Source organism: Microbacterium terrisoli, from assembly GCF_030866805.1.
Lineage (GTDB): Bacteria > Actinomycetota > Actinomycetes > Actinomycetales > Microbacteriaceae > Microbacterium > Microbacterium terrisoli.
Genome location: NZ_CP133019.1, coordinates 3,431,492 through 3,454,055 on the forward strand (window position 1 = coordinate 3,431,492; position 22,564 = coordinate 3,454,055).

General features: G+C 65.7%; 14 protein-coding genes. 8 read left to right on the plus strand and 6 right to left on the minus strand.

All coding sequences use genetic code 11. The annotated features are described in order from the left end of the window. Positions 1 to 85 precede the first annotated feature (85 nt). Both QU603_RS15540 and QU603_RS15545 read left to right on the plus strand, forming a co-directional pair. Positions 86 to 1,204, plus strand: coding sequence for a DEAD/DEAH box helicase (locus QU603_RS15540; RefSeq protein ID WP_308492289.1), 1,119 nt, complete (start codon positions 86 to 88; stop codon positions 1,202 to 1,204). Next, positions 1,195 to 3,402 carry a 3'-5' exonuclease gene (locus QU603_RS15545; protein ID WP_308492290.1) on the plus strand — a complete coding sequence of 736 codons (2,208 nt, stop codon included), beginning with the start codon at positions 1,195 to 1,197 and terminating at the stop codon, positions 3,400 to 3,402. The genes QU603_RS15540 and QU603_RS15545 overlap by 10 nt, the downstream gene beginning before the upstream one ends. Here QU603_RS15545 and QU603_RS15550 read toward each other — a convergent pair. Continuing rightward, positions 3,362 to 3,841, minus strand: a complete 480-nt coding sequence (locus tag QU603_RS15550; protein WP_308494045.1) for a very short patch repair endonuclease — start codon at positions 3,839 to 3,841, stop codon at positions 3,362 to 3,364. The genes QU603_RS15545 and QU603_RS15550 overlap by 41 nt on opposite strands. A gap of 37 nt (positions 3,842 to 3,878) precedes the next feature. Here QU603_RS15550 and QU603_RS15555 point away from each other — a divergent pair, with 37 nt between their 5' ends. The 6 genes from QU603_RS15555 to QU603_RS15580 all read left to right on the plus strand — a co-directional run bounded on the left by QU603_RS15555 (position 3,879) and on the right by QU603_RS15580 (position 17,194). After that, positions 3,879 to 5,012 carry a DNA cytosine methyltransferase gene (locus QU603_RS15555; protein ID WP_308492291.1) on the plus strand — a complete coding sequence of 378 codons (1,134 nt, stop codon included), beginning with the start codon at positions 3,879 to 3,881 and terminating at the stop codon, positions 5,010 to 5,012. 279 nt (positions 5,013 to 5,291) lie between these two features. Then, positions 5,292 to 5,477, plus strand: coding sequence for a hypothetical protein (locus QU603_RS15560; protein WP_308492292.1), 186 nt, complete (start codon positions 5,292 to 5,294; stop codon positions 5,475 to 5,477). A gap of 404 nt (positions 5,478 to 5,881) precedes the next feature. Next, complete coding sequence (locus QU603_RS15565) at positions 5,882 to 7,153, plus strand: ATP-binding protein (RefSeq protein WP_308492293.1); 1,272 nt, start codon at positions 5,882 to 5,884, stop codon at positions 7,151 to 7,153. Positions 7,154 to 7,598: 445 nt separating this feature from the next. Then, positions 7,599 to 15,272, plus strand: a complete 7,674-nt coding sequence (proA, locus tag QU603_RS15570; protein WP_308492294.1) for an anti-phage protein ProA — start codon at positions 7,599 to 7,601, stop codon at positions 15,270 to 15,272. A gap of 115 nt (positions 15,273 to 15,387) precedes the next feature. Beyond that, a complete protein-coding gene (locus tag QU603_RS15575; protein WP_308492295.1) occupies positions 15,388 to 16,572 on the plus strand; it encodes an FAD-binding domain in 1,185 nt (394 codons plus the stop codon). Positions 16,573 to 16,576: 4 nt separating this feature from the next. Then, on the plus strand, positions 16,577 to 17,194 hold the full coding sequence (locus tag QU603_RS15580; protein ID WP_308492296.1) for a TetR/AcrR family transcriptional regulator: 618 nt from the start codon (positions 16,577 to 16,579) through the stop codon (positions 17,192 to 17,194). Positions 17,195 to 17,212: 18 nt separating this feature from the next. On the opposite strand, the gene QU603_RS15585 is transcribed toward QU603_RS15580, so the two are convergent. Genes QU603_RS15585 through QU603_RS15605 form a run of 5 tightly spaced genes read right to left on the minus strand, consistent with a single transcriptional unit; the run spans position 17,213 to position 22,515 of the window. Then, positions 17,213 to 17,809, minus strand: coding sequence for a carboxymuconolactone decarboxylase family protein (locus QU603_RS15585; protein WP_308492297.1), 597 nt, complete (start codon positions 17,807 to 17,809; stop codon positions 17,213 to 17,215). Continuing rightward, complete coding sequence (locus tag QU603_RS15590; RefSeq protein WP_308492298.1) at positions 17,806 to 19,329, minus strand: bifunctional 3-(3-hydroxy-phenyl)propionate/3-hydroxycinnamic acid hydroxylase; 1,524 nt, start codon at positions 19,327 to 19,329, stop codon at positions 17,806 to 17,808. Before QU603_RS15590 ends, QU603_RS15585 begins: the two co-directional genes overlap by 4 nt. Before the next feature lie 9 nt (positions 19,330 to 19,338). Further along, on the minus strand, positions 19,339 to 20,262 hold the full coding sequence (locus QU603_RS15595) for a fumarylacetoacetate hydrolase family protein (protein ID WP_308492299.1): 924 nt from the start codon (positions 20,260 to 20,262) through the stop codon (positions 19,339 to 19,341). Between the two features lie 25 nt (positions 20,263 to 20,287). Further along, positions 20,288 to 21,175 carry a VOC family protein gene (locus QU603_RS15600; RefSeq protein ID WP_308492300.1) on the minus strand — a complete coding sequence of 296 codons (888 nt, stop codon included), beginning with the start codon at positions 21,173 to 21,175 and terminating at the stop codon, positions 20,288 to 20,290. After that, the gene (locus QU603_RS15605) at positions 21,175 to 22,515 is read right to left on the minus strand and encodes an MFS transporter (protein ID WP_308492301.1); all 1,341 of its coding nucleotides are present in this window, start codon (positions 22,513 to 22,515) and stop codon (positions 21,175 to 21,177) included. The genes QU603_RS15600 and QU603_RS15605 overlap by 1 nt, the downstream gene beginning before the upstream one ends. Positions 22,516 to 22,564 lie beyond the last annotated feature (49 nt).

A 22,564-nucleotide genomic window follows, 5' to 3' on the forward strand; every position in this document is an offset into this window, starting at 1 on the left:
GGCAGCGGCCGCCCGCCGCCTCTGCATGGCATTGGGCCGGCTAGCATTGCGGTACGAGTCCGGACCCGCAGAGGGAGATCGAAGAGTGCTGAGGGCTGATGAAGACGTTGCGCTCGGCCCGTTGAACGTCGCTGCCGGTTCCATTGTCCGGGTGCGTGATGCGGACTGGCTCGTGACCAACGCTTCCCCCACGCGCGACGGGCTCCTCGTCGAAGTCACCGGACTGTCCGAACTCGTGCGCGATACGCGCGCGGCTTTCTATGAGCACCTTGACGACATCGTGCCGTATGACCCGCGGGCTACCACAGTGCGCGCTGACGACTCGCCCAAGTACCGCCGCGCGCGCCTGTGGTTGGAATCCATCCTGCGGCGCTCTCCGATCCCGCTTGGCGACGGGCGTCTCTCGGTCTCCACCCGCATGCTCAGCGACCCCCTCGACTACCAGCGTTCCGCCGTGCGCAAGGCACTGAGCGCAGACAATCTGCGTCCCCGCATCCTCTTGGCCGACACCGTGGGCCTGGGCAAGACCATCGAGATCGGCATGATCCTGTCCGAGCTGGTGCGGCGCGGACGCGGCGAGCGCATCCTCATCGTCACGCCCAAGCACGTGCTGGAGCAGATGCAGTTCGAAATGTGGACGCGTTTCGCCTTGCCCTTCGTCCGCCTGGACTCAGTGGGAATCCAGCGTGTGCGGCAAAAGTTGCCGGCCACCCGCAACCCGTTCAGCCTGTACAAAAGAGCGATCATCTCGATGGACACGCTGAAGCAAGAGCGGTACTTGAACCACCTGCGCAACCAACATTGGGATGCCGTGGTCATCGACGAATCGCACAACCTGTCAGGCACTTCCACCCAGAACAACGCGCTGGCGCGCGTGCTTGCGCCCAACACCGATGCATTGGTGCTGGCCTCGGCCACCCCTCACAACGGCAGCAAGGAGTCTTTCGCCGAACTGATCCGACTGCTCGAGCCGACGGCGGTGTCCCCTTCGGGCGACATCGACACACATGCGCTGGAACGCTTGGTCGTTCGCCGGCACCGCTATTCACCTGAAGTGGCGCGTGAGGTGGGCGACGACTGGGCCGAACGCATGCCGCTGCAGCATCTGCTGGTCGACGCCTCGCCAGAGGCGGATGCCGTCGCCCAATGCCGACATGATCGAGCGCCTGACCACACTCCTCGGAGGAAACTGACATGCCGATGATCCAGCTCGCCGCGCGGCGCCAGCCTGACCACGGGAACGACGTCAAGGCGCGGATTCAGACGTTCCTGCTCAAGCTCGGGGAGGACGATACCGCGCCCGGTCTGCACATCGAGCCGATCAACGGCTCTGCCGACCCCAGGGTGCGCACCGGCCGCGTCAACGACTACTGGCGTGCAATCCTCTTCCGCGTCGATCCTCCCGGTGGCGAAACGACCTACGTCTACGCCGGCACATGGCCCCACGACGTGGGCACCGAGAAGGCCAAGCGCCTGACCTTGCAGATCAATCCGGTCAACGGCATCCTCTCGTTCCGAGAGGCCGTCGCGGCCCGGGCACCGGACACGACGTCACCGAGGGAAGCGACTGTCGGAATACCCTCGCCGGCGGTTGCTGCCGAAGCAGCGCCCCTCTTGGACGCCCTCGGCTATCGACGCTCCGATCTCACCGACGAATTCGGGTTCGACCCCGACGTCGCCGAGCGCGCCTTCGCCATGCGCGACGAGGATGCTCTGCTTCGCTATGCAGAAGACCTCGACACGCCCTGGCAGCAGGAGGTGCTGCTGTCGATGGCAGCCCACGATGCCCTCCACTTGATCAAGCAACGACTGCAACTCGACCAGCCGGTCGACGTCGGACCCGACGCCGACGAAGACACCAAGATCATCGCAGCCCTCCGGCACCCCGCGTCGCAGATGCAGTTCACCTATGTCGCCGGCCAGGAAGACCTGCAGCGCATCATCGAAGGCGGCGACTTCGGCGCTTGGCGCGTCTACCTGCACCCCGATCAGCGCGCGCTTGCCGAGATGCAAACGTCCGGTGCGTTCCGAATCTCAGGAGGCGCCGGCACCGGCAAGACCGTCGTGCTGCTCCACCGAACCCGCCGCCTCGCCAAGACGAACCCAGAAGCACGTATCGTGTTGACGACCTTCACGCGGGCACTGGCCGAGAACCTGCGCAGAGACCTTGAACGTCTCGACGCCGACGTGCCGATCGCCGCGCATTTGGGTGAACGGGGCGTGCTCGTGCGCGGGGTCGACCAGCTCGCTGCAGAGGTGCGCGCTCGCGCAGGCGAGGCATACAGCGACTCCGCGCGCGAAACCGTCGGCTCGCCGCGCGAGACGACGGCGTCGCCCGCCGATGCCGACTGGGACACGGCCATCACCCAGGCGGGTGGCGGGTTGCCGATGTCGTTGCGCTCGGGTGAGTTCTTCACCGGTGAGTATGCCCAGATCATCCTGCCAGGCACGATCCTCGACGCTGCGGGGTACTTCGCCGCGCGCCGACCGGGCCGAGGCGTGGCGTTGGATCGAGGAAAGCGGGCGGCCGTGTGGGCGGTCGTCGAACAGATGCGCAAAGACCAACGCATCACCGGCACCCTCGGTTACGGCGAGATCGCGGCGATCTCGGCCCATTGGCTGACGCGGACGGCGACGACATTCGCCGACCACTTGCTCGTCGATGAGGGCCAGGACCTCGAGCCTGCGAAGTGGCTCTTCTTGCGCGCACTCGTCGCCGAAGGCCCCGACGACCTGTTCATCGCCGACGACTCGCACCAACGCATCTACGGTCGGCCAACGATCTTGAGCCATTACGGCATTCGCATACGGGGACGTTCGCGTCGTCTCACGCTCAACTACCGCACGACCTCCGAGACGCTCCGCTACGCGCTGGGTATTCTCGCCGGGGAGACCTATGAAGGCGCAGAGGGCGAAGAGGTGGCCACTCTCGGGTACCGCTCGGCACGCAGCGGACCCAAGCCGGTTACCCATGCCACGAAGTCCGACACCGAGCAGCTCGACCTCATCGCCCACGACATCAATCGGTGGATCGAGGAAGGCGTACGGCCTGAGACGATCGCTGTTCTCGCCGCATCGAACACCGCAGCGAAACGCGTGCAGCAGGGGCTCACGCAGCGAGGTCGATCGGTCGCCTTCGTCACAACGCCACGCACGGCAGGCGGTCAGCCAGTGGTCATGACGATGCACACAGCCAAAGGGATGGAGTTCTCGCGCGTCGTGCTGTTCGACATCTCAGACGGTGCCTTTCCGCCGTCCTGGGCGTACAAGCGCATCCCCGACGAAGACCGCGCCGACAAGGACCGTCAGTTCCGATCGCTGCTGTACGTTGCGGCAAGCCGCGCACGCGATGAACTGGTGGTCACTTGGAAGGGTGCACCAAGCGAGATGTTGCTCGGCTGACAGCCTCGCCGATTGCCGTGGCGACGGCATCCGGATCGCGCAGCACGTCATGCTCCCAGAATCGAAGAACCGTCCATCCGGCCTCGTAAAGGAGCGCGGTGGTCTCCAGATCGCGTTCATGGTTCCGAGCTCGCTTGTCAGCCCAGTAACCACGGTGGTTCACCGGGGCCTGATAATGCGCAGGACAGCCATGCCAAAAGCACCCGTCGATGAACACGGCGACGTGTGCGCGAGTGAAGACGATGTCGGCTGTACGACGTATGTTCGAGAGAGGGCGGATGGACACTCGATATCGGAGGCCCTGAGCATGCAGACGGCGCCGAATGGCGAGTTCGGGTGACGTATCACGGCCGCGGTTCGATTTCATCGATGCTCGCGTCGCATCGCTCGTCGCCCACGATTCCCCATGAGTGAGTCCGATCGACTCGCCGGCGTCCATCACGTCGCCTCCCACCGTCAACAGTAGATTGGTCCCGATGACCCTGCAGCCGCCTCTCGTCGAAAGCCGCCTCGGCGACGCCGAACCGGCGCTCACGACGCCCTTCGCGACACGGACGGTCGCGGTTCTCGACCTCTTCGCCGGGGCGGGCGGGCTCAGTGCAGGATTCCATGCAGCATCCAACCGTTACAAGATCGCGCGTGCCGTCGAACTCGACACCGCAGCCGCTGCCACATTCGCCGCTTCTTTCGGTCCGCGAACCGTGTACACGGGAGGCATCGAGAGGTGGCTGAAAGACGAGGACGTACCGAACGTCGACGTCATCGTCGGCGGTCCTCCATGCCAGGGTTTCTCAATGCTCGGCAAGCGTGATTCGGCGGACAAACGCAACTACCTGTGGCAGGAGTATGCCGCGACGATCCTGCGGGCCCAGCCGAAGTACTTCGTCGTCGAGAACGTCGCCGTTTTCGCCAAGTCTCAGCAATTCCGAGATTTCACTGCAGCGACGCAGCCAGACGGGCTGCTGCGCGACTATACGTTCGAATGGTCCGTGCTCAATGCCGCCGACTACGGCGCGTTCCAGGTGCGTAAGCGAGCAATTCTGATCGGGCGCCACCGTGACCTCCCTGCAATCGGCTTGCCCACGCCAACGCACGTCGGGCGGCACCGCAAGGTATCCGAGGCGTTCCTCAACATCCCGCGGTCGGTCAACGGAACCGAGCTGCCTTCCCATACGACGGAGTTCGGCGGCAAAGCGATGCCAGGGCCATTCCGCCCGTTCGAGCTGCACTTCGGACGACAGTACTCAGACCTGTCACGGAAGCGCTTTGAACAAATTCCAGTCGGCGGAAATCGGTTCGACCTCCCGGATGAGCTGTTGGCACCCTGCTGGCGCGGGCACACGAGCGGCTCGGGCGACGTGATGGGTCGACTGCACTGGGACAAGCCTTCAGTGACGATCCGCACAGAGTTCTTCAAACCGGAGAAAGGGCGCTACCTGCATCCGTTCGAAAACCGGGCGATCACGCACTATGAAGCCGCCGTGTTGCAAGGCTTCCCCGACACGCATCGTTTCATCGGCTCGAAGAGCGCGATCGCGCGACAGATCGGCAACGCGGTACCCATCCCGCTGGCGAAAGCGATCGGCGAGCACATCATCGCCCAGCTGTGAGCATCATCATCGACGCCTGGTCACACGACACGGAGCAACCCCGCTACGGGGGTGGACTGTCCATCTTGCTGTTCGACTGAGCGCAGGGGTCGGCACGCTCGCCATGACCATACCTCGCGTGGACTCGAGAGCGTCGATCATCCCGCGCCTCGGTGCCGATCCCCGCATAGAAGCGGCATCAAACCCGGGCCGGCTCACGGTTCAGGGGACCAGACGCGTTGGGGACAAATCCTCGCAAGCCTGTGCAAGATCCACCACGCGGCGTACGACCGGAACCTCATGGGGATCACGCCGGACTTCGAAGTGCGCATCAACTCGGCGCTGCTGCACGAGGTCGACGGACCGATGCTGCGGCACGGGCTGCAAGACATGCATGGTCGGCAGATCCACTTGCCGGAGCGGCGGAACGAGCGGCCCTCGCAGGACCGGCTCGCAGAGCGGTTTGTGGAGTTCGCTGCGCGGTGATGGGGGAGGCTTGTCGGTCGACAATCTACGTCTGGGGCCCGGACCCGCGGCTAGCGCTTGATCTTGCCGTCAGTTCAGCAGAACTCCAAACCCACCTAGCACGCTGCCCATGAATGCCGCCATCAGCAGGCCGATGGGGCTGAGCAGCAGACCCACTGCCCACAACAGTCGCCGCCGCCTGCGTTTCTGCCATGTCTGCCTCGTCTTTCGTCGCGCCGCCGGAATCCGCGGCCTCGGTGCGTTCTCACGGTATCGGTGGCGGCGTCCTGCTCGACGTTCAGATCGTCGAACTTCGGGCCCACCTGCTGGCGATGGCCCAGCCGCGACAGTGAGCCGGTGGGGAGTGACTGAATGTTAGACGCACACCCGTCTATTTGTTAGGTAGAAAGCTGTCTATCTGTTAGATGGACCGCATGGTCTACACGCGACGCCATCTTGACGCTCTGTTGGATGAAGTCTTCCCAGACCTGGCGGCCATTGCACTCGAAGGCGCGAAAGGTGTTGGCAAGAGCGAAACAGCTCGCAATCGGTCAGCCTCAGTACTCGCGCTCTCCACCGCGGCCGGGCGCAACGCTGTCGCAGGTAACCCGCAGGTGATCCTGGAACTTCCCCGCCCGGTTCTCATTGACGAGTGGCAACTCGAGCCTGGGGTTTGGGACGCTGTCCGTGATGCGGTGGATGTCGACTCGACGGGCGGCCAGTTCCTTCTTACGGGTTCAGCTGGAGTCCAGCCCGGAGTTCGCATCCACTCCGGCGCTGGACGAATAGTCAGCCTGTCCATGCGGCCCTTCACAATGTTCGAACGGGAGCGTGAACAGGCAACCGTCTCGCTGCATGCGCTCCTCCATGAAACCGTGAGAAAGCTCGAGGGTCACACGGACCTGACTGTCGGCGACTACACCGACGAGATCCTCCGCTCCGGCTTCCCGGGAATCCGAGAGCTTCCGTCCCACGCACGCAATCTCCAACTCGACAGCTACATCGCGCGCATCATTGAGAAGGACCTCCCGGAGAATGGCGCCCTCATCCGGCGCCCCGCGGTTCTGCGCGCATGGCTCTCCTCATATGCGGCCGCGACCGCAAGCTACACGACCATCCTCGACGCGGCCACTGCGGGGGAGAGCGAAAAGCCCGCGCGCCAGACCGTTGCCCAGTATCGCGATCATCTGACACGCATCTTCGTGCTCGATCCCGTCGAGGCCTGGATGCCGACCTTCTCCCCCCTCAAGCGACTGGGCGCCAGCCCGAAACATCACCTCGTCGATCCCGCACTTGCCGCGCGACTGGTCGGTATCGACCGACAGGGACTCCTCCAAGGCGATGGCGCGACGCCTTCGCCTTCGACAGGAAGCTGGCTCGGAGCACTCTTCGAGTCACTCGTGACTCAGTCGGTAAGGGTATACGCCGACATCATGGACGCGCACATCGGACATCTGCGCACAAAGGATGGTGCCCACGAGATCGATCTGATCGTCGAAAAAGCGGACCGGACGTGCGTCGCCATCGAGGTGAAACTCGCTGACACCGCCACAGATCGTGACGTTCGCCACCTGCACTGGCTGAAGGATCAGATCGGAGATCGACTCGTCGACATGATCGTCATCACGACGGGCCCGTACGCGTATCGACGTCGAGACGGCGTCGCCGTCGTGCCGTTCGCGCTACTCGGCCCCTAATCAGGCAAGGATCCGCGTCAAGCAGCCACAGAGGCATCTTCATCGGCCACAGAGGCATCTTCATCGGCCACGGTGGGTGACGCGTCGGCGTTGCCTTGCAGACGTCGTCTACCTACCGGGAACGGCGACGACGCCTCCGAGGCGAGAGCTGCAGGTACAGGCTGCCCGCGATGATGAGTAAAAGCAACACCAGCAACCACGGGTTTTAAGCAAAGACGGCCCAGACCATCCCGGCAGCTACGCCTACCCCGTCAAGAAATGCGCCGCCGTAGTCAACTGGTTCCATACCCGTTCAGCGTAGAGGCTCCTGTGCAAGCGGTCTCCTATAACTCAGGTCTGCTCTCTCTGAACGGCGCAATGAGAGTGACACGATGCCGAACCATCGCCGTCATTGCCGTTACGGATCCCGCCCTCGGTGTCCCCACAGAGCGATACATTCATCACCATGTACCCCTCATCGCCGTCCGGGTTCGTCACAATTGATTTCGAGACCACAGGACTGGTTCCCGAGCGCAACGACCGAGCGATTGAGGTAGCCGTCGTCCATTCGAGCCCTGACGGAACCATCACAGGGGAATGGGACACGCTCATCAACCCAGGCCGAGATCTCGGCCGTGAAGACATCCACCACATCACTGCCAGGGACATCCTGCACGCACCGACGTTCCCCGATATTGCGGGGGAACTCATCCAGTTGCTGTCAGGTCGCGTTCTTGTGGCACACAACGCGTCATTCGATGTGCGCTTTCTCGAGGCTGAACTCCGCCGCGTGGGATATTCCCTGTCCGCGCCGTTCACGACGGTCTGCACAATGCGACTTGCGCGTTCGTACCTCGGTGGCGGGTGCAGCCTCGCGGCCTGCTGCGCAGCATATGGGATCGACCTGGACGGCGCTCACCGCGCATCAGTCGATGCCCTGGCCACCGCGCAGTTGCTCGCCTCTTTCATCGCGGACTCCGACCCGGAGACCTGGACTGAGCTCATGGCCTCCGCCGTGCCGCTCGCGCCCTATGCCGGACCGCGGGCGACCTGGATGCCTCGCGAGCACGCAGAGCCGGCGGCACCAGGGTTCCTCGAGCGACTCATCGACCACGTGCCAGACGTCGCGACCACAGACGAGCAAGCCGAATACCTCGATCTCGTCGAACGGTGTTTGATCGATCGCTATCTGTCTGAGCACGAAAAGGATGCCTTGGTCCAGCTCGCAGACAGCCGTGGAATCTCGCGGCCGGCGGCATCCCGGCTCCACCATGACTATGTCGAAGCGCTGGCGGGTGTCGCTTGGGCGGATGGTGTGGTCACCGACGCCGAGCGCGACGACCTCCGGGTCGTGGCCACGTTGCTGGACGTGCCGCAAGACGTCGTGTCGGCAGCGCTCTCGCAACCACGAACCTCGGCCTCGGCCTCGCCGGTATCCGCCCATGACTTCACCCTGCGTCCGGGCGACGAAGTGGTCCTGACAGGCGAGATGAGGCGACCGCGTTCAGACTGGGAGGGCGACCTTCGCCTGCACGGCCTGGTTCCAAAGGCGGCTGTCACCAAGGGCGTACGGATCGTTGTGGCAGCCGACCCCGACTCCCTCTCAGGGAAGGCGCGCAAGGCGCGAGACTACGGCATCCCGATCGCCGGCGAAGACTGGCTTGAAGGTGCTCTCACCGCGATGGGCGAACCCGCTCCCGCCAGGCCCGCCGCCGTACCGGTACCGACATCCGCCCCGGCACAGACCACCACTCGGCCCGACGAGCCCGCCACCAATGCGGCGATTCAGCGTGCGGTCCAGATCACGGTCTCAGCGTGCGCGCGGCTGCTCGATCGAGTACTGCCGCCAGATGAGGGTGAGGCGACCTGGGCGCAGCTGGCGCGGCCTGACGCAGAGTCCTACCCAGCCACCGCAGCCACAGTCCTCGCAGCATGCGCGAGCGACGAACTCACGCATGCGATTTACGCTGACCCCGAGGCCGCCGAGATGGGCAGATCATCTGTACAGCGATTGCTCAACGCCTACCACGCTGCCGATGGTGGGACTCTCAGTCCCGACCAAGCGCATCATGCCGTCACGTCGGCGCAGCTCCTGCTCGGTGCGCTCGGCCTCGACGACGTCTCGACCACGCTCGAGCGCTTGCACCATGCGCTGCCGACAGACTCATGGGTGACCGATACGCACACAGGCGACGGGCCGATCCAGATCACGATCCTCGCGACTCCGACGGTGAGCTACGCCTCGGCCAACAGTCGCGTGCCGCTCCTGCACGGCATCTCAGTGTCGAACGCGCTCGATGGCGAACTCTCCGCACTGCTGACGGTCGAGGCATCCACCCCCACCGGCCCCATCGCACAACCCGTCTCCCAGCCGTTGACGCTGCACAGCGGTGACAACCAGATCGACGTCGGCCGACTGGGGTTTCAGCTGGACCCAGATGCCATGTACGCCATCGACGAGCGGCGGCGCGGCACGATGACTGTGACGGTCACGCCTGACCAACGAGACCCGATCGTGCTCTCCACCCCGCTGGCGGTGCTTGCTCCACGTCAGTGGTGGTCCCGAGGATGGGACGCCGCGGTCGAGCTGCTGGCCGCCTTCGTCATGCCCAACGACCCGAGCTTGGCGCCGGTGGTGTCACGTGCTGCAGAGATACTCGGGCAGCGAACGAGCTCGACCGCCCTGGACGGTTACCAGACCGGCGACCGCGAGCGCATCGATCACATGGTGCACGCTGTCTTCTCGGCGCTCCGCGAGTGCAAGATCGCCTACGCGCTCCCTCCTGCCAGTTGGGCAGACGACGGCCAGAAGGTCCGCACCCCTCACGACGTGATCGTCGGCAGGCTCGGCACGTGCCTGGACACGACCGTGACTCTCGCAGCTGCGCTCGAGGCCATCGGCATCCGATCGTTCCCCGTCCTGGTGGAAGGCCACGCCTTCCTCGGGTACTGGCGGGACGAGAAGAGCTTCGAGAGCGCGGCAGAGATGGATGTCAACCGGGTACGGGCTGCGATCAGCACCGGCGAAGTGGCATTCGTCGAGACAACGCTCGTCTGCGAGCAGCCCGATGGTGCCGAGCCCGACTGGACCCGCGTGCAGAACACACCCATCGTCCAGCAATTCGACGCCCACCCGGAATCCGGCTATTTTCAAGGCGCTACAGACGTCTACATGGCCCGGAGATCAGGGATCATCCCCCTCCCGAGCATCACGACCGATACCGCAGGGAACCGGCAAGTCGTGCTCTACCAGGCAGCCGCGCCGACATCCCCCCAAGTCGAGCAGGTTGTGTCGGCGCATCAACCCCGTGTGATCGGCAATGCTCCTCGCCGGGTCACGCAGTGGAAGAACGCACTGCTCGATCTGAGCCTGCGCAACCGGCTTATCAATCTGGGCAAAGGCACGTACGACGTGCGGATGGCCGTCCCTGGCGAGTCGCTCGCCCGACTCGAAGACCTTGTCAACGGCGGCAAGCCCCTCACGCTCAGCCCTGCCGACGATCTGAGCGGCATCCACCGCGTCGGAGGTGTCGCAATTGCGGCCCGCCTCGACGCCGACGAGTTGGCAGCCGCGCTCGAGAAGAGCATCCTCTTCACCGATCTCACAAGCGATCGCTACCTGTCGCGGCTGCGCGCGCTCGCCTACCGTGCGCGGACGATCGTGCAAGAAACCGGCGCGAACAATCTCTACCTCTCGTTCGGCACCCTTGTGTGGGACATCGACGGACGCGAGGTGCACTCGCCTTTGGTGCTCGTGCCTGTCCGTCTTGAAGCGACCGGACGTGGCAAGGCATACCGCATCGTGCTCGACGACGCCGAGGAGTCGACGCCGAACTTCTGCCTGCTCGAGAAGATCCGCCAAGTGCACGGCGTGAGCATCCCCTCCCTCGAGACGCCCACGGCCGACGCATCCGGCATCGACCTGAACGCCGCGTTCACCGCTGCGCGAGACGCCATGACAAAGGTCGACCCGCGATACCGGGTGGACCCGGAGGTTCGCCTGTCGATTCTGCAATTCGGCAAGTTCCGCCTCTGGAAGGACCTGGACGAGAACTGGGCGGCATTCGCGCACAACCCATTGGTGAACCATCTCATCGAAACCCCGACCGAGGAGTTCATCGATCCCGCTCCCGCTCCCGACGGGGTGGACCTCGACGCACTCAACGCGCAGTGCCCGATGCCGACAGACGGCTCGCAGCTGCAGGCTGTCGCGGATGCCGTGGCGGGACGCACGTTCGTGCTCGAGGGTCCTCCCGGCACGGGCAAATCCCAGACCATCACGAACATGCTCGCCCGGCTCATCGCAGACGGCAAGCGGGTCTTGTTCGTGGCGGAGAAGGGCGAGGCGATCAAGGTCGTGCAGAAGCGCCTCGACAGCGTCGGCGTAGGCGCGTTCTGCCTCAACGTCCACGACAAGTCGATGCGACCGGCCGCGGTGCGTGCACAACTGCTGACCGCCCTCGATCGTACGGTCAGCGTCGATCAAGACGCAGTACAGGTCGCTCGGCGCGGTCTGGTCGGATCGCGCCGCACCCTGAGCCGGTACGCACAGAACCTGCACGCGCAGAATGGCGCCGGGCTCTCGCTCTACGGAGCTCACCTGCGAGAACTCGTCTCCGATCCTGATCTGCCGGCGATGCCGGTTTCACCCGACCTCCCCGCGCGGATTGCGACCGACCAGCTGAAGCACGCCGAGGCAGCCCTCGACGACCTGCCCGAAGCCGTGGGCAACCTCGTCTTGACGCCGCATTCGCCGTGGCGCTGGATCGACGGGGCGACGCCATCGATCCGCATCGAGGCGCTGATCGGTGCATCCACCGAGATCGATGAGGCGATCACGCGACTCGATGGAAATGGGCTTGCCGCCGCAGCCCGGATGGCAGCGGAGTGGGACGTCGTTGCCGGCATCTTCTCAGCGCCCGCCATCGGCTCAGCGGCCGTCAATCAGGCACGCACGTCGTCGTGGCAGCAGACGGTCGAGTCGTACGTCCAGGCCGCGCGTGCACTGCAGGCCGGGGCGCCTTTGAACCTCGTGACGCCGGCGGTGCTCGGCATCGACCTCACGGGCGTGAACGCAGCGATGCAAACTGCTGAGGCGTCGAGCTTCTTCGGACGCAAGAAGCGGAAGACCGCCGCGTTCGCTCCACTCCTCGGTGTCTTGGTTCCGGGCGCGCAGATCAAAGTCGCCGACTACGGAGCGTTCACAGGTGGACTGGCCACACTGGCCGGGCGCGTGGAAGAGTTCCGAACAGCCGCGAACGCGCTGCCGGGCGTTGCGCTCTCGATGGACTGGAACCCTCTCACGCCAGACGGCATCGCGCAGCTGCAGAATCAGCTCGCGTGGCCGGGATGGCTCGCCACCGCATCGACGGGAGAAACGCCGATGCCGATGGCAGCCCGCGCCTACATCGACCGTGCGGCACCGCCGAACGCCACCATGGCCGAGGCGGCGCGCAGCATCGCGCATGGACTACGTTCGGCAGTCGACGCCGGTGCAACGGAAACTTCCCTCGACGCCTGGCTGGGCGGCGACGGTCTGGTCAGCCGGTGGACGCAGGCGCGCACCGCACGCGGGACAGCGACCATCGAAAGTTCACTGCGGCACTGGCATCGCATCCTCGCCTGTCTTGACCCGCTTCACGACTTGGGAGTTCTTGAGGGACGCCGGCAAGTGCTCGACGGCCTGATCGCCCCAGACATCGCCGGATACGCCTTCGATCAAGGTGTCGCCGAGGCATCCGTCCCCGAGCGCCGCACGACGACCGGTCTCGCCGACTTCGACGCGACATCGCACGAGAGCTCGGTGGGTCGATTCCGTCGCACGCTCCGTGACATGCGACAACTCCTGACCTCTGTGGTCCCCAGCGAGGTGCTTGCCCGACGCACTTTCACCGCTGGCTCCGCATCGGGTCAGATCGGTGCGCTGCGCCGCGAACTCGAGCGACAGCGGGGCGGACTGACCGTCCGTGCTCTGATGGCCAAGTACTCCCAGGTCATCACACACATCACACCGTGCATGATGATGAGCCCCGACTCGGTCGCGCGCTTCCTCCCGCCACAGGCTGGCCTGTTCGATGTGATCGTCTTCGACGAGGCATCTCAAGTGCGCGTCGCCGATGCGATCGGAGCGATGGGAAGAGCGCAGTCCGTGATCGTCGTCGGTGACAGCGAGCAGATGCCGCCGACGTCCTTCGCCGAGTCTTCGGCGATCGTTGCCGACGACGAATCCGACGACGAAACAGAAGAAGTCGTCGTCGACCAGGAATCGATCCTGACCGAGTGCACACAGGCTCGGGTCCACCGTCGCATGCTCACGTGGCATTACCGCAGTCAAGACGAGGCACTGATCGCTTTCAGCAACGACGCGTACTACAACGGCGCGTTGGCATCGTTCCCGACCCCGACGTTCGGCACGAGCGACGATGGTCCCGGTGGCCACGGCATCAGCCTGCGTCGTGTGCAAGACGGTGCATACACCCGCGCCGGGTCTGCGGGGTCGAGCAAGCTCGCCCAGACGAACATCCCCGAAGCCCAGGAAGTCGTCGACGAGGTCGTGCGGCGGTTCACTGCGTCGATGGATGCCTCACCTTCGCTGGGCATCGTGACCTTCAACATGAACCAACGCAAGCTGATCGACACGATGCTGCGCGACCAGGGCGACCAGCGGATACTCGACTCATTGGAGAGCGACGACGGAATCTTCGTCAAGAATCTCGAGAACGTACAAGGCGACGAACGCGACACGATCTTCTTCTCCGTCGGCCGCGCCCCTGACGCCCGCGGTATCGTTCCGCTGAACTTCGGGCCGCTGAATCTGCAGGGAGGCCACAGAAGGCTGAACGTCGCGATCACCCGAGCGCGTCGCCAAGTCGTGATGTTCTGCAGCTTCGAGCCGTCCCAACTGCGGGTCGAACAGACCAATTCGCGAGGGGTGAAGGACCTCGGCAGGTATCTCATCGAGGCGCAGCGCGGTAGCCATGCCGCCGCGGACAACCCGTTGCGCGCGGCCGTGAACGACCGGCACCGTGACCGGATCGCCACGCAGCTTGAAGCGCGGGGCTTCGTCGTCAGACGCGACGTGGGCCTTTCAACGTTCCGGGTCGACCTGTCGGTCGCCCTGGCCGATTCACCCGAGCACCCCGTTGCGGCCGTGCTGCTCGATGGGCTGGGGTGGGCCGACCGGCTCACCGTGGCCGACCGAGACGCGCTGCCGGGAGACGTATTGACCGGGCTCATGCATTGGCCGGTCGTCGCCCGACTCTGGCTGCCGGAGTGGCTCGCCGACCCCGAACGAGCCGTCGATCGACTCGCAGAGCGAATCCAGAAGACGGACGTCGGTGAGCGCGAACAGGTTGAACCGAGCGAGATCGATCAGGACCGGTCGGGGGATACTCGGCCGGCGACCGCAGATGATGATCGCGCGCCCAACGTCGCGCTACATGCTCCGATAACACGTGAGACGCTGATCGCAGCAGCGCCATCAGCAACTTCGGCACCTGTGCTGACCAGCGATGAAGATATGTCCGTGCCCATGTACGGAGCCGCAGCCACTGCGATGCCGGCAGTGAACACCCGCCGCCACCCATTCGCTGCCTGGCCCGAGCAACTCGTGGGGTCGATCGACGACCTTGATGCCCTTCCGGCTCGATCGGCCGCGGGTCGGGTCATCCGCGTCATCCAGTCCGTGGTCGACGCCGAAGGACCAGTCGATTTCGGCCGCCTGACCAAAGTCGTCGCGTCGGCATTCGGACTCACAAAGGTGGCGACCAAGCGCGCCGATGCGATCGAACGCCTCATCCCGCGTGAGCTGCGCCCAGACCCGAACGAACGCTTCGCGTGGCCGACCGGCTCATCGGCGGCGACGTACGAAACATATCGAGTACCCTCGCCAGCCTCACATTATGTCCGTGCCGTCGATGTCATCCATTGGCGCGAACTGGTCAACGCGATGCAGGACATCGCCACGGCGAGCATGGGGATCGAGCAGGAATCGCTCATGCGAGAGACTCTCTCGGCCTTCGGCTGGAAGCGATTGACCGAAGGTACCGCAACGACGTTGAACACTGCGGTTGAGCGCGGCATCGCCGCTGGGCTGCTCACGCGCCGGGACGCGGGGCTCATCGACGTGCCGCGCGTCTAGCGGCGGGCGGCGGCATCCCTCTCACCGCGCGTGGCGTCTCGATGCGCCTGGCCCTAGACGGAGTAGACCATCGGTATAGACTGGTGGTCTACTCCGGTGGAGGAGGGATCGCCCCGTGAAGGTCTTGATCGTCGGAGCCGGAATCGCCGGCCCGACACTGGCGTTCTGGCTCCACAAAGCGGGACACGAGGTCGCGCTCATCGAACACGCTCCCGAACTGCGCACGGGCGGCTATTTGATCGACTTCTGGGGCGCGGGCTTCGACGTCGCGGAGCGCATGGGGATCGTGCCGGAGCTGCGCGCGCGGGGATACGTCTTCACCGAAGCGCGAGCAGTCGACCGGAACGGGCGCAAGATCGCCTCGTTCGATCCGAGCGCGGTCATGGAATCCAACGAGCGGTATGTCAGCATCCCCCGCACCGATCTCGCCTCCGTGATCTATGACACCCTCGACGGCCAGGTGGAACTGATTTTGGCTGACACGGTGCGCGAGCTCGACGACGATGGCGCACGCGTCAGGGTGACGTTCGAGAGCCGCAGCACTCGCGATTTCGATCTCGTCATCGGCGCCGACGGCTTGCACTCCCGGGTGCGAAAGCTGGCCTTCGGGCCGGATGAGCAGTACGAGAAGTATCTCGGCATGGTCGTCGCCGCATTCGATGCCGAGGGGTACCCGATCCGCGATGAGCTGATCGCGATGATGTACGCCGACGTCGGCTTTCAGGCGATCCGGCTCTCGTTCCGCGGCGACGCCACCCTGTTCCTCTTCTCGCTCCGCCACGACGGGGAAGTGCCGACCGAGCGTGCGGGGCAGGAGGCACTGCTGCGGGCGAAACTCGCCGGCAAGGGCTGGGAGGTGCCGGACATGCTCGACCTCATGACGCGGGCGAAGAATTTCTACTTCGACTCGGTCAGCCAGATTCAGATGCCCTCCTGGTCATCGGGTCGGATCGCGCTGGTGGGGGATTCCGGCGCGTGCCCGTCGTTCCTGGCCGGCCAAGGCTCGGCCCTGGCCATGGTCGAGGCGTACGTCCTTGCCGCGGAACTGGCCAGAACCGACGACCACAGGCAGGCCTTCGCCCGCTACGAGGAGCGGCTGGCTCCGCTGATCTGCTCCAAGCAGCAGGCCGCCCAAGGGCTCGGCCTGGCGTTCGCGCCCAAGAACTCGTTCCAGCTCTTCGTGAGGAACGCCGTCATGAAGATGATGGGTCTGCCCAAGGTCGCCGATATCGCGCTCGGCAGGAGCTTCCACGACCGGGTCGAACTGCCGCCATTCCCCGAACAGACGCCGGCACACTGAAGGAATGGTCCGACCCCGCTTCGCCAAACTGCCCGCGCGCCAGCAGCAGGCACTCGTGCAGGCCGCCCTGGACGAATTCTCGACGCATGGGTTTCACGACGCCTCGCTCAATCGCGTCATCGAGGCTGCCGGGATCTCGAAGGGATCGTTGTACTACTACTTCGACGGCAAGGAGGATCTCTTCGCCTACGTCGCACAGACCGGTCTCGGCGAGCTGATCGGTCAGGTGGGCCCGCTCCCCGATCTGGGCACGGGGGATGCCGACGCCTTCTGGTCGGTCCTCGAGGACTATTACCTGCGGCTGTCGAGGGCGCTTCTGGCTTACCCGCAGCTTGCGGCGCTTCTTCGCGGATGGTCGGCTGCGTCGAAGAACCCCGAGTTTCAGCAGGCGACCGGCGACATGGAGCAGGCATCCCTGCCCTGGATCTCGCAGGCGCTCGAGGTGGGGCACCGGGTCGGGGCGATCCGAGACGATGTACCGGACTCCCTTCTCATAGCCGCAGTGCTCGGTATGGGCGAGGCGATGGACTTCTGGCTCATGGCTCAGCAGCCCGACGACGACGCCCTGCCTGGCGTGATCGCCACGCTCATCGGGATGATCCGGCGAGCAGTCGCGCCCTGACCGACATCCGTGCTCTCTTCACACCGGTCGAGTCACAGCCCCCACCACAGCAGAAGGAACCACCGGATCGAACGCGGCGAGCGCCAGCTGGAGCATCGAGTAATAGCCGATGAGCCAGATGCACTCGGCGATTCCCGCAGCACCCAGCGACGTGACCGCCTCGGCGTACAACGTGTCGGAGAGGCGCCCGTCGGCGAGCAGCTCACACACCACCCGGTGGACCACCGCTTCTTGCGCGTCGAGGTCCGCGGGTATCTCCCGCTGCTGCAGGGCACGCAGTTGCGCGTGGGAAAGACCCGCCTCCCGCGCGGCGTCGACGTGCGCGAACCATTCGAAGTCCGACCCATGGTGCACCGCGACCGTCAAGATCGCGAGTTCTCGGGCGCGGGCGGAGAACGCGCCGGCGAACCGCAGTGCGGCACCGACCGCCTGCACGGTTTCCCCTATGGTCGGAGCGATCGTCATGAGAGCGAAGGGGCCGAGCAGGCGCCCGTCGGCGTCGGTGACGGGCACGAGCGACGCCTGCTGCTTTCGCGGTCCATCCGTGATCGAGCAGTACAGCTCCCGCTGGCGCTCGGTCAGCTCATCGGGCAGCGGCGCGAGGTAGCGACTCATACCGGTGCTCCCGCCCCGACACGCAGGAGCGTGGCAAGCTCCGCAAGAGCGCTCTCGACCGCAGCGGTCCCGCTGCCCGACGCGAACACGTAGCCGTCGGGGCGCACCAGCACCCACGTGGCATCGGCATCCGCCAGCCATGGCGCCAGCCGAGGCGACGGTTCGACGTAGTCGCCGCGAGGCCCGATGACCACAGAATGGATGCCGACCACGGCGATCGTCGCCACGGCATCCGTCGACAGACCTGCGGCATCGGCCACATCGGTTGACAGCAGGTGGAAGCCCGCGCCGATCACGTCGTCGAGCAGGCGCGAAACCCCGCCGACGGTCACCCATGGCTGGACGGCGAGAGTGCCGGCGAGCGGTCCCGGCACGACGATCGCCTCTACCGGTGGGCGGAACGGCGGCGGCGTCTCGCTCTGCGTCAGAAGCGCCCGATCGCGCTCTGCCGCCCTGGCCGGATCCGTCTCGCAGACCATCTGCCCCACGCGCACCGACTCCGAGATGTACTTCGTGACATGCGGGCGCCGGCTGCGGGTGTATTCATCGAGGAACCCCATCGACGCCGCCCCGCGCAGCACAAGGTCGAGAATCCAACTCAGTGTGGCGGCGTCGCGCATGCCGCTGACCATGCCCTGCCCCATGAATGGCGGCATCAGGTGGGCCGCGTCGCCGGCGAGCATCACCCGCCCGTCACGGAACGTCTCAGCGACGAGCGAACGGAACGTATAGAGGGCGGATCGACGCAGCACCGCGGTCTCGGGATCCACCCACCGGCTGAGCTGGTCCCACACCTGTGCCGGCTGCACGGCCTCGTCGGGGTCCATGTCGTCGAGCACCATGAACTCCCAGCGGTAATGGCGGCCGCCGAGCCAGGCCATGTGCCGCGGCTGCGTCGGGTCGAGCACCTGGCCGGTGTCGGGGACGTCGAGGCGCTCAAGCCCCTCCCGCAGCTCGACGTCGTTGACGACCCAGGTCGCTTCGAACCCGAGATCTTCGCGCGGGATGCCGAGAGCCTCGCGAACGAGACTGTTCGCGCCATCCGTCCCCACCGCGAACGCCGCCGTGATCGTCGCACCCGAGTCCAGCGTCAGCGCCACCCCGTCGTCGTCGTGAACGAGACCCGTCACAGCGACGCCCTGGTGCACGGTGACCGACGGCATCGCCTTGGCCGCCGCATCGAAGATGCCCTCGATGTCGGGCTGGTACATGTGATACGAGGGCTCCCAGCCGGTCGGCGTCTGCCAGCCGCGCGGCAGATCCGAGAGCACGCTCATGTCTCCGCGCAGCAGCAGATACTCCTTGGCCGGCACCATGGCGGCATCGATGCGGTCGGCGATGCCCATCGCCTGCAGTATTCGCATTGCCTCGTAGTCGAGGTGGCACGCGCGTGGCAGCGGGTAGAGCTCGGCCTGGCGGTCGAACGCCACCACACGCCAGCCGCGACGCCCGAGCAGGGTCGCCAGCGTCTGGCCCACTGGGCCGTAGCCCACGATGGCGACATCGAAGTCGGTGGTCACGGCATCCCCTCAGCGGAACAGGATCGGATCGGGACTCGCCACGATCGTGGAACGCAGCGATCCCAGCCCCTCGATCGCGGCGACGACTTCGTCGCCCGGCTTCAGGAACGGGAACTTGTCGGCGCCGTGCGTCTGGCTGAGCTCGTTGATGCAGCCGGTGCCGCACGTGCCCGAGCCGATCACGTCTCCCGGGCGCACCTCGGTTCCCCGGCTCGCATACGACACCATCTCGCCGAAAGAGAAGTACACATCCGACCAGCGGGCACGCGAATACTCGACGCCGTTCACCGAGCAGGTCATCGCCAGATCGAACCCCGTCGCGGTGCGGTAGGGCTCGAGCTCGTCTTTCGTGACGAACCACGGGCCGAGCGAGGTCGTGGTGTCTTTGCCCTTCACCGGGCCCATCGACAGGGTCATCTCGCGACGCTGCACGTCCCGTCCGCTCCAGTCGTTGAGGATCGCGTACCCGGCGACGGCCTCTTCTCCCTCTTCGGCGGTCAGGTCGGCACCGCCGGCGCCGAGCACGGCGGCGACCTCGAGCTCGAAGTCGAACGCGGCCGAGCCCGGCGTCATCCGCACATCGCCGTCACCGCGGAAGGCGTAGGGGTTGGAGAAGTAGAACACCGGTATCTCGTACCAGAGCGGGTCCATCTCCAGGCCCCGCCAGCGGCGACCCGTGCGCACGTGCTGCTCGAACGCATAGAAGTCGCGGAACGTCGGCGGCGTGGCGACAGGCGACAGGTGCGTCACCGACGCGGCCTCGACCGCGGCGCCGTTCTCGAGCGCCGCCGCCCCCTCTTCCTTCAGCGCGTCGACACCCAGGTCGAGCAGAGGCAGCAGATCGGAGCGGCCATCGACGACGCGGTAGACGTCGCCGTCGAGCACTCCGAGCTGCGGCCGGCCACCGGCCACTGTGAAACGTGCGAACTTCATGTCTTCTCCTCAGAGGTCGATGCGATCAGTGCTTGGCCACGGGGGCGAGGCCGTGGTCGCGGAAGCCTTCGGGCAGAAAGCCGCTCTGCGTGCTCCACTCGTTCCACCAGACCTTGCCGTCGGGCCACTCGACCGGCGGGCGGTCGTCATCGTAGATGTGCTCCATGTCGGTGTAGAGCTCGACGACATTGCCTGAATGCTCGAGGTAGTACGCGGCGAGGTTCTGGCCTGCACCGTGACGCACCGGCGCCCACAGCAACTCACGACCATGAGCGTGCAGCCGGTCCCCGAGCTTGGCGAGGTCGACGAAGCTCTGCGTCTCCCACGCGTGGTGATGCAGCGTGCCCCGGCCGCCGACCAGGGCGATGCCGTGGTGCTCGGTGCTGCAGCGCAGGAAGTAGCCGATAGAGCCGCCGGTGCCGATCACATCCGACACCCGGAAGTCGAGAACCTCGGTGAGGAACGCCACCATCCGACGGTGGTCCTGCGGATGGAAGTTGAAATGTCCGTAGCGCTTCGGCCCGAAGCCCACCGGCTGCGCCGGCCCGGTCCCTGGACGCACGACGACCTCGAACGCGAACCCCTCCGGCCCCAGGAAGGTGAAGGCGTCTTCGATGCCCGGCTGGCTCGGGGTCGTGGAGAGCACCGGCAGGCCTTCGTGCTCGATGCGACGCCGCACCTCGTGCAGACCATCGAGCGTCGGCGCCACCAGTCCGAGCCGTTCCAAGCCGTCCTCTTCTGCGGCCACGTAGGTGAGCTCAGCCCGGTCGCCGACAGCGGCGAGGTGCACGCTGCGGCCGTCTCGCCCCACCTCGGTGAGCCCGAGGATGCCCACGGCATCACGAACCGAGGTCTCGATGTCGGACGTGCGGATCGTGACCGACCCCATGTCGGAGATGACACCCCACGCCATCAGCGCTCCTCGTCATTCTGCGGGCCGAGGTCGATGCCCGTGCGGTCGCGCAGGCAGATGATCGCGGTGACAGAGATCGCGATCATCACCAGCAGGTAGATGGAGACCGACCACGTCGATCCGGTCGCTTGGACGAGCGCGGTCGCAATGGTCGGAGCGAAGGCCCCGCCCACGATCGCGCTGATCGCATAGGCGATCGAGACGCCCGAGAATCTCACCGAGCTCGGAAAGGCTTCGGCGAAGACCGTCGACAGCGGGGCGTTGGCGAGGCCGAGCCCGACGGTGAGGAACACGAGGCCGAGGAAAAGGAGTCCGATGTTGCCGGTGTTCACGAGCGGGAACGCGACGATCACCGCCACGAACAGCAGGACCCATGCGAGCAGGAACGTGCGCTTGCGTCCGATGCGGTCCGTGAGCCAGCCGCCGACGAGGGTGAAGATCAGCCAGGTGACAGCCGATGCGGTGACGGCGCTGAGCACCTGCCCGGTGGGCAGGCCGACCGGGCCGGCGGGGTCGGTCGCGTACCGCTGAATGTAGCCGCCTGTCGTCATGTAACCGGCCGCGTGGCTGCCGACGGGCACCAAGCCGGTGAGGACCAGCACGCGCCAGTGCTTGCGGAACAGCTGCGCGATCGGCGCCTTGGCGCGAGCCTTGACGGCGACCATTGCCTCGAAGACCGGGGTCTCTTCGACACGGCGGCGGATGTAGACGCCCACGCCGATGAGCAGAACCGAGAAGAGGAATGGCACACGCCAGCCCCACTGGAGGAACGCGTCACCCGGCGCGATCGCGGTCATCAACGCGAGCGATCCCGACGAGAGCAGAAGCCCGATCGGCACACCGATCTGCGGGCTGGCCCCGAAGATGCCGCGGCGAGCGCGCGGTGCGTGCTCTACGGCCAGCAGCGCGGCGCCGCCCCATTCTCCGCCGGCCGAGATGCCCTGGAGCACTCGGAGCAGGACGAGGAGGATCGGCGCGAGCATGCCGATCTGTCCGTAGGTCGGGAGCAGTCCGATGAGCGTCGTGGAGACACCCATCAGGATCAGCGTCAGCATCAGGACGAGCTTGCGGCCGTAGCGGTCGCCCAAGTGCCCGGCGAGGAAGGCGCCCAAGGGCCGGAAGAGGAAGCTGATGCCGACGGTGAAGAACGCCAGGATCGTGCCGAATCCTTCACCCGCGGGAGCGAAGAACAGCGACGCGAAGATGAGGCCCGCAGCCGTTGCGTAGAGAAAGAAGTCGTACCACTCGATGGCGGTGCCCACGATTGCGGCCAGGACGACCCGTCGCAGGCCGGCGGGACTGGAAGTGGTGGTGCGTGATTGCTGGGAGATTTCGGTCACTGCGAGGACTCCTTCGTCGTCGCGCGGTGATGCGCAGTTCTGTGTCGGA

Excerpts from the sequence above, each read along its gene's own strand:
- QU603_RS15545 (WP_308492290.1), top strand. The coding sequence starts at position 1,195 with ATGCCGATGATCCAGCTCGCCGCGCGGCGCCAGCCTGACCACGGGAAC.
- QU603_RS15550 (WP_308494045.1), bottom strand. The coding sequence starts at position 3,841 with ATGGACGCCGGCGAGTCGATCGGACTCACTCATGGGGAATCGTGGGCG.
- QU603_RS15555 (WP_308492291.1), top strand. The coding sequence starts at position 3,879 with ATGACCCTGCAGCCGCCTCTCGTCGAAAGCCGCCTCGGCGACGCCGAA.
- QU603_RS15560 (WP_308492292.1), top strand. The coding sequence starts at position 5,292 with ATGGGGATCACGCCGGACTTCGAAGTGCGCATCAACTCGGCGCTGCTG.
- QU603_RS15565 (WP_308492293.1), top strand. The coding sequence starts at position 5,882 with ATGGACCGCATGGTCTACACGCGACGCCATCTTGACGCTCTGTTGGAT.
- proA (WP_308492294.1), top strand. The coding sequence starts at position 7,599 with ATGTACCCCTCATCGCCGTCCGGGTTCGTCACAATTGATTTCGAGACC.
- QU603_RS15580 (WP_308492296.1), top strand. The coding sequence starts at position 16,577 with ATGGTCCGACCCCGCTTCGCCAAACTGCCCGCGCGCCAGCAGCAGGCA.
- QU603_RS15585 (WP_308492297.1), bottom strand. The coding sequence starts at position 17,809 with ATGAGTCGCTACCTCGCGCCGCTGCCCGATGAGCTGACCGAGCGCCAG.
- QU603_RS15595 (WP_308492299.1), bottom strand. The coding sequence starts at position 20,262 with ATGAAGTTCGCACGTTTCACAGTGGCCGGTGGCCGGCCGCAGCTCGGA.
- QU603_RS15600 (WP_308492300.1), bottom strand. The coding sequence starts at position 21,175 with ATGGCGTGGGGTGTCATCTCCGACATGGGGTCGGTCACGATCCGCACG.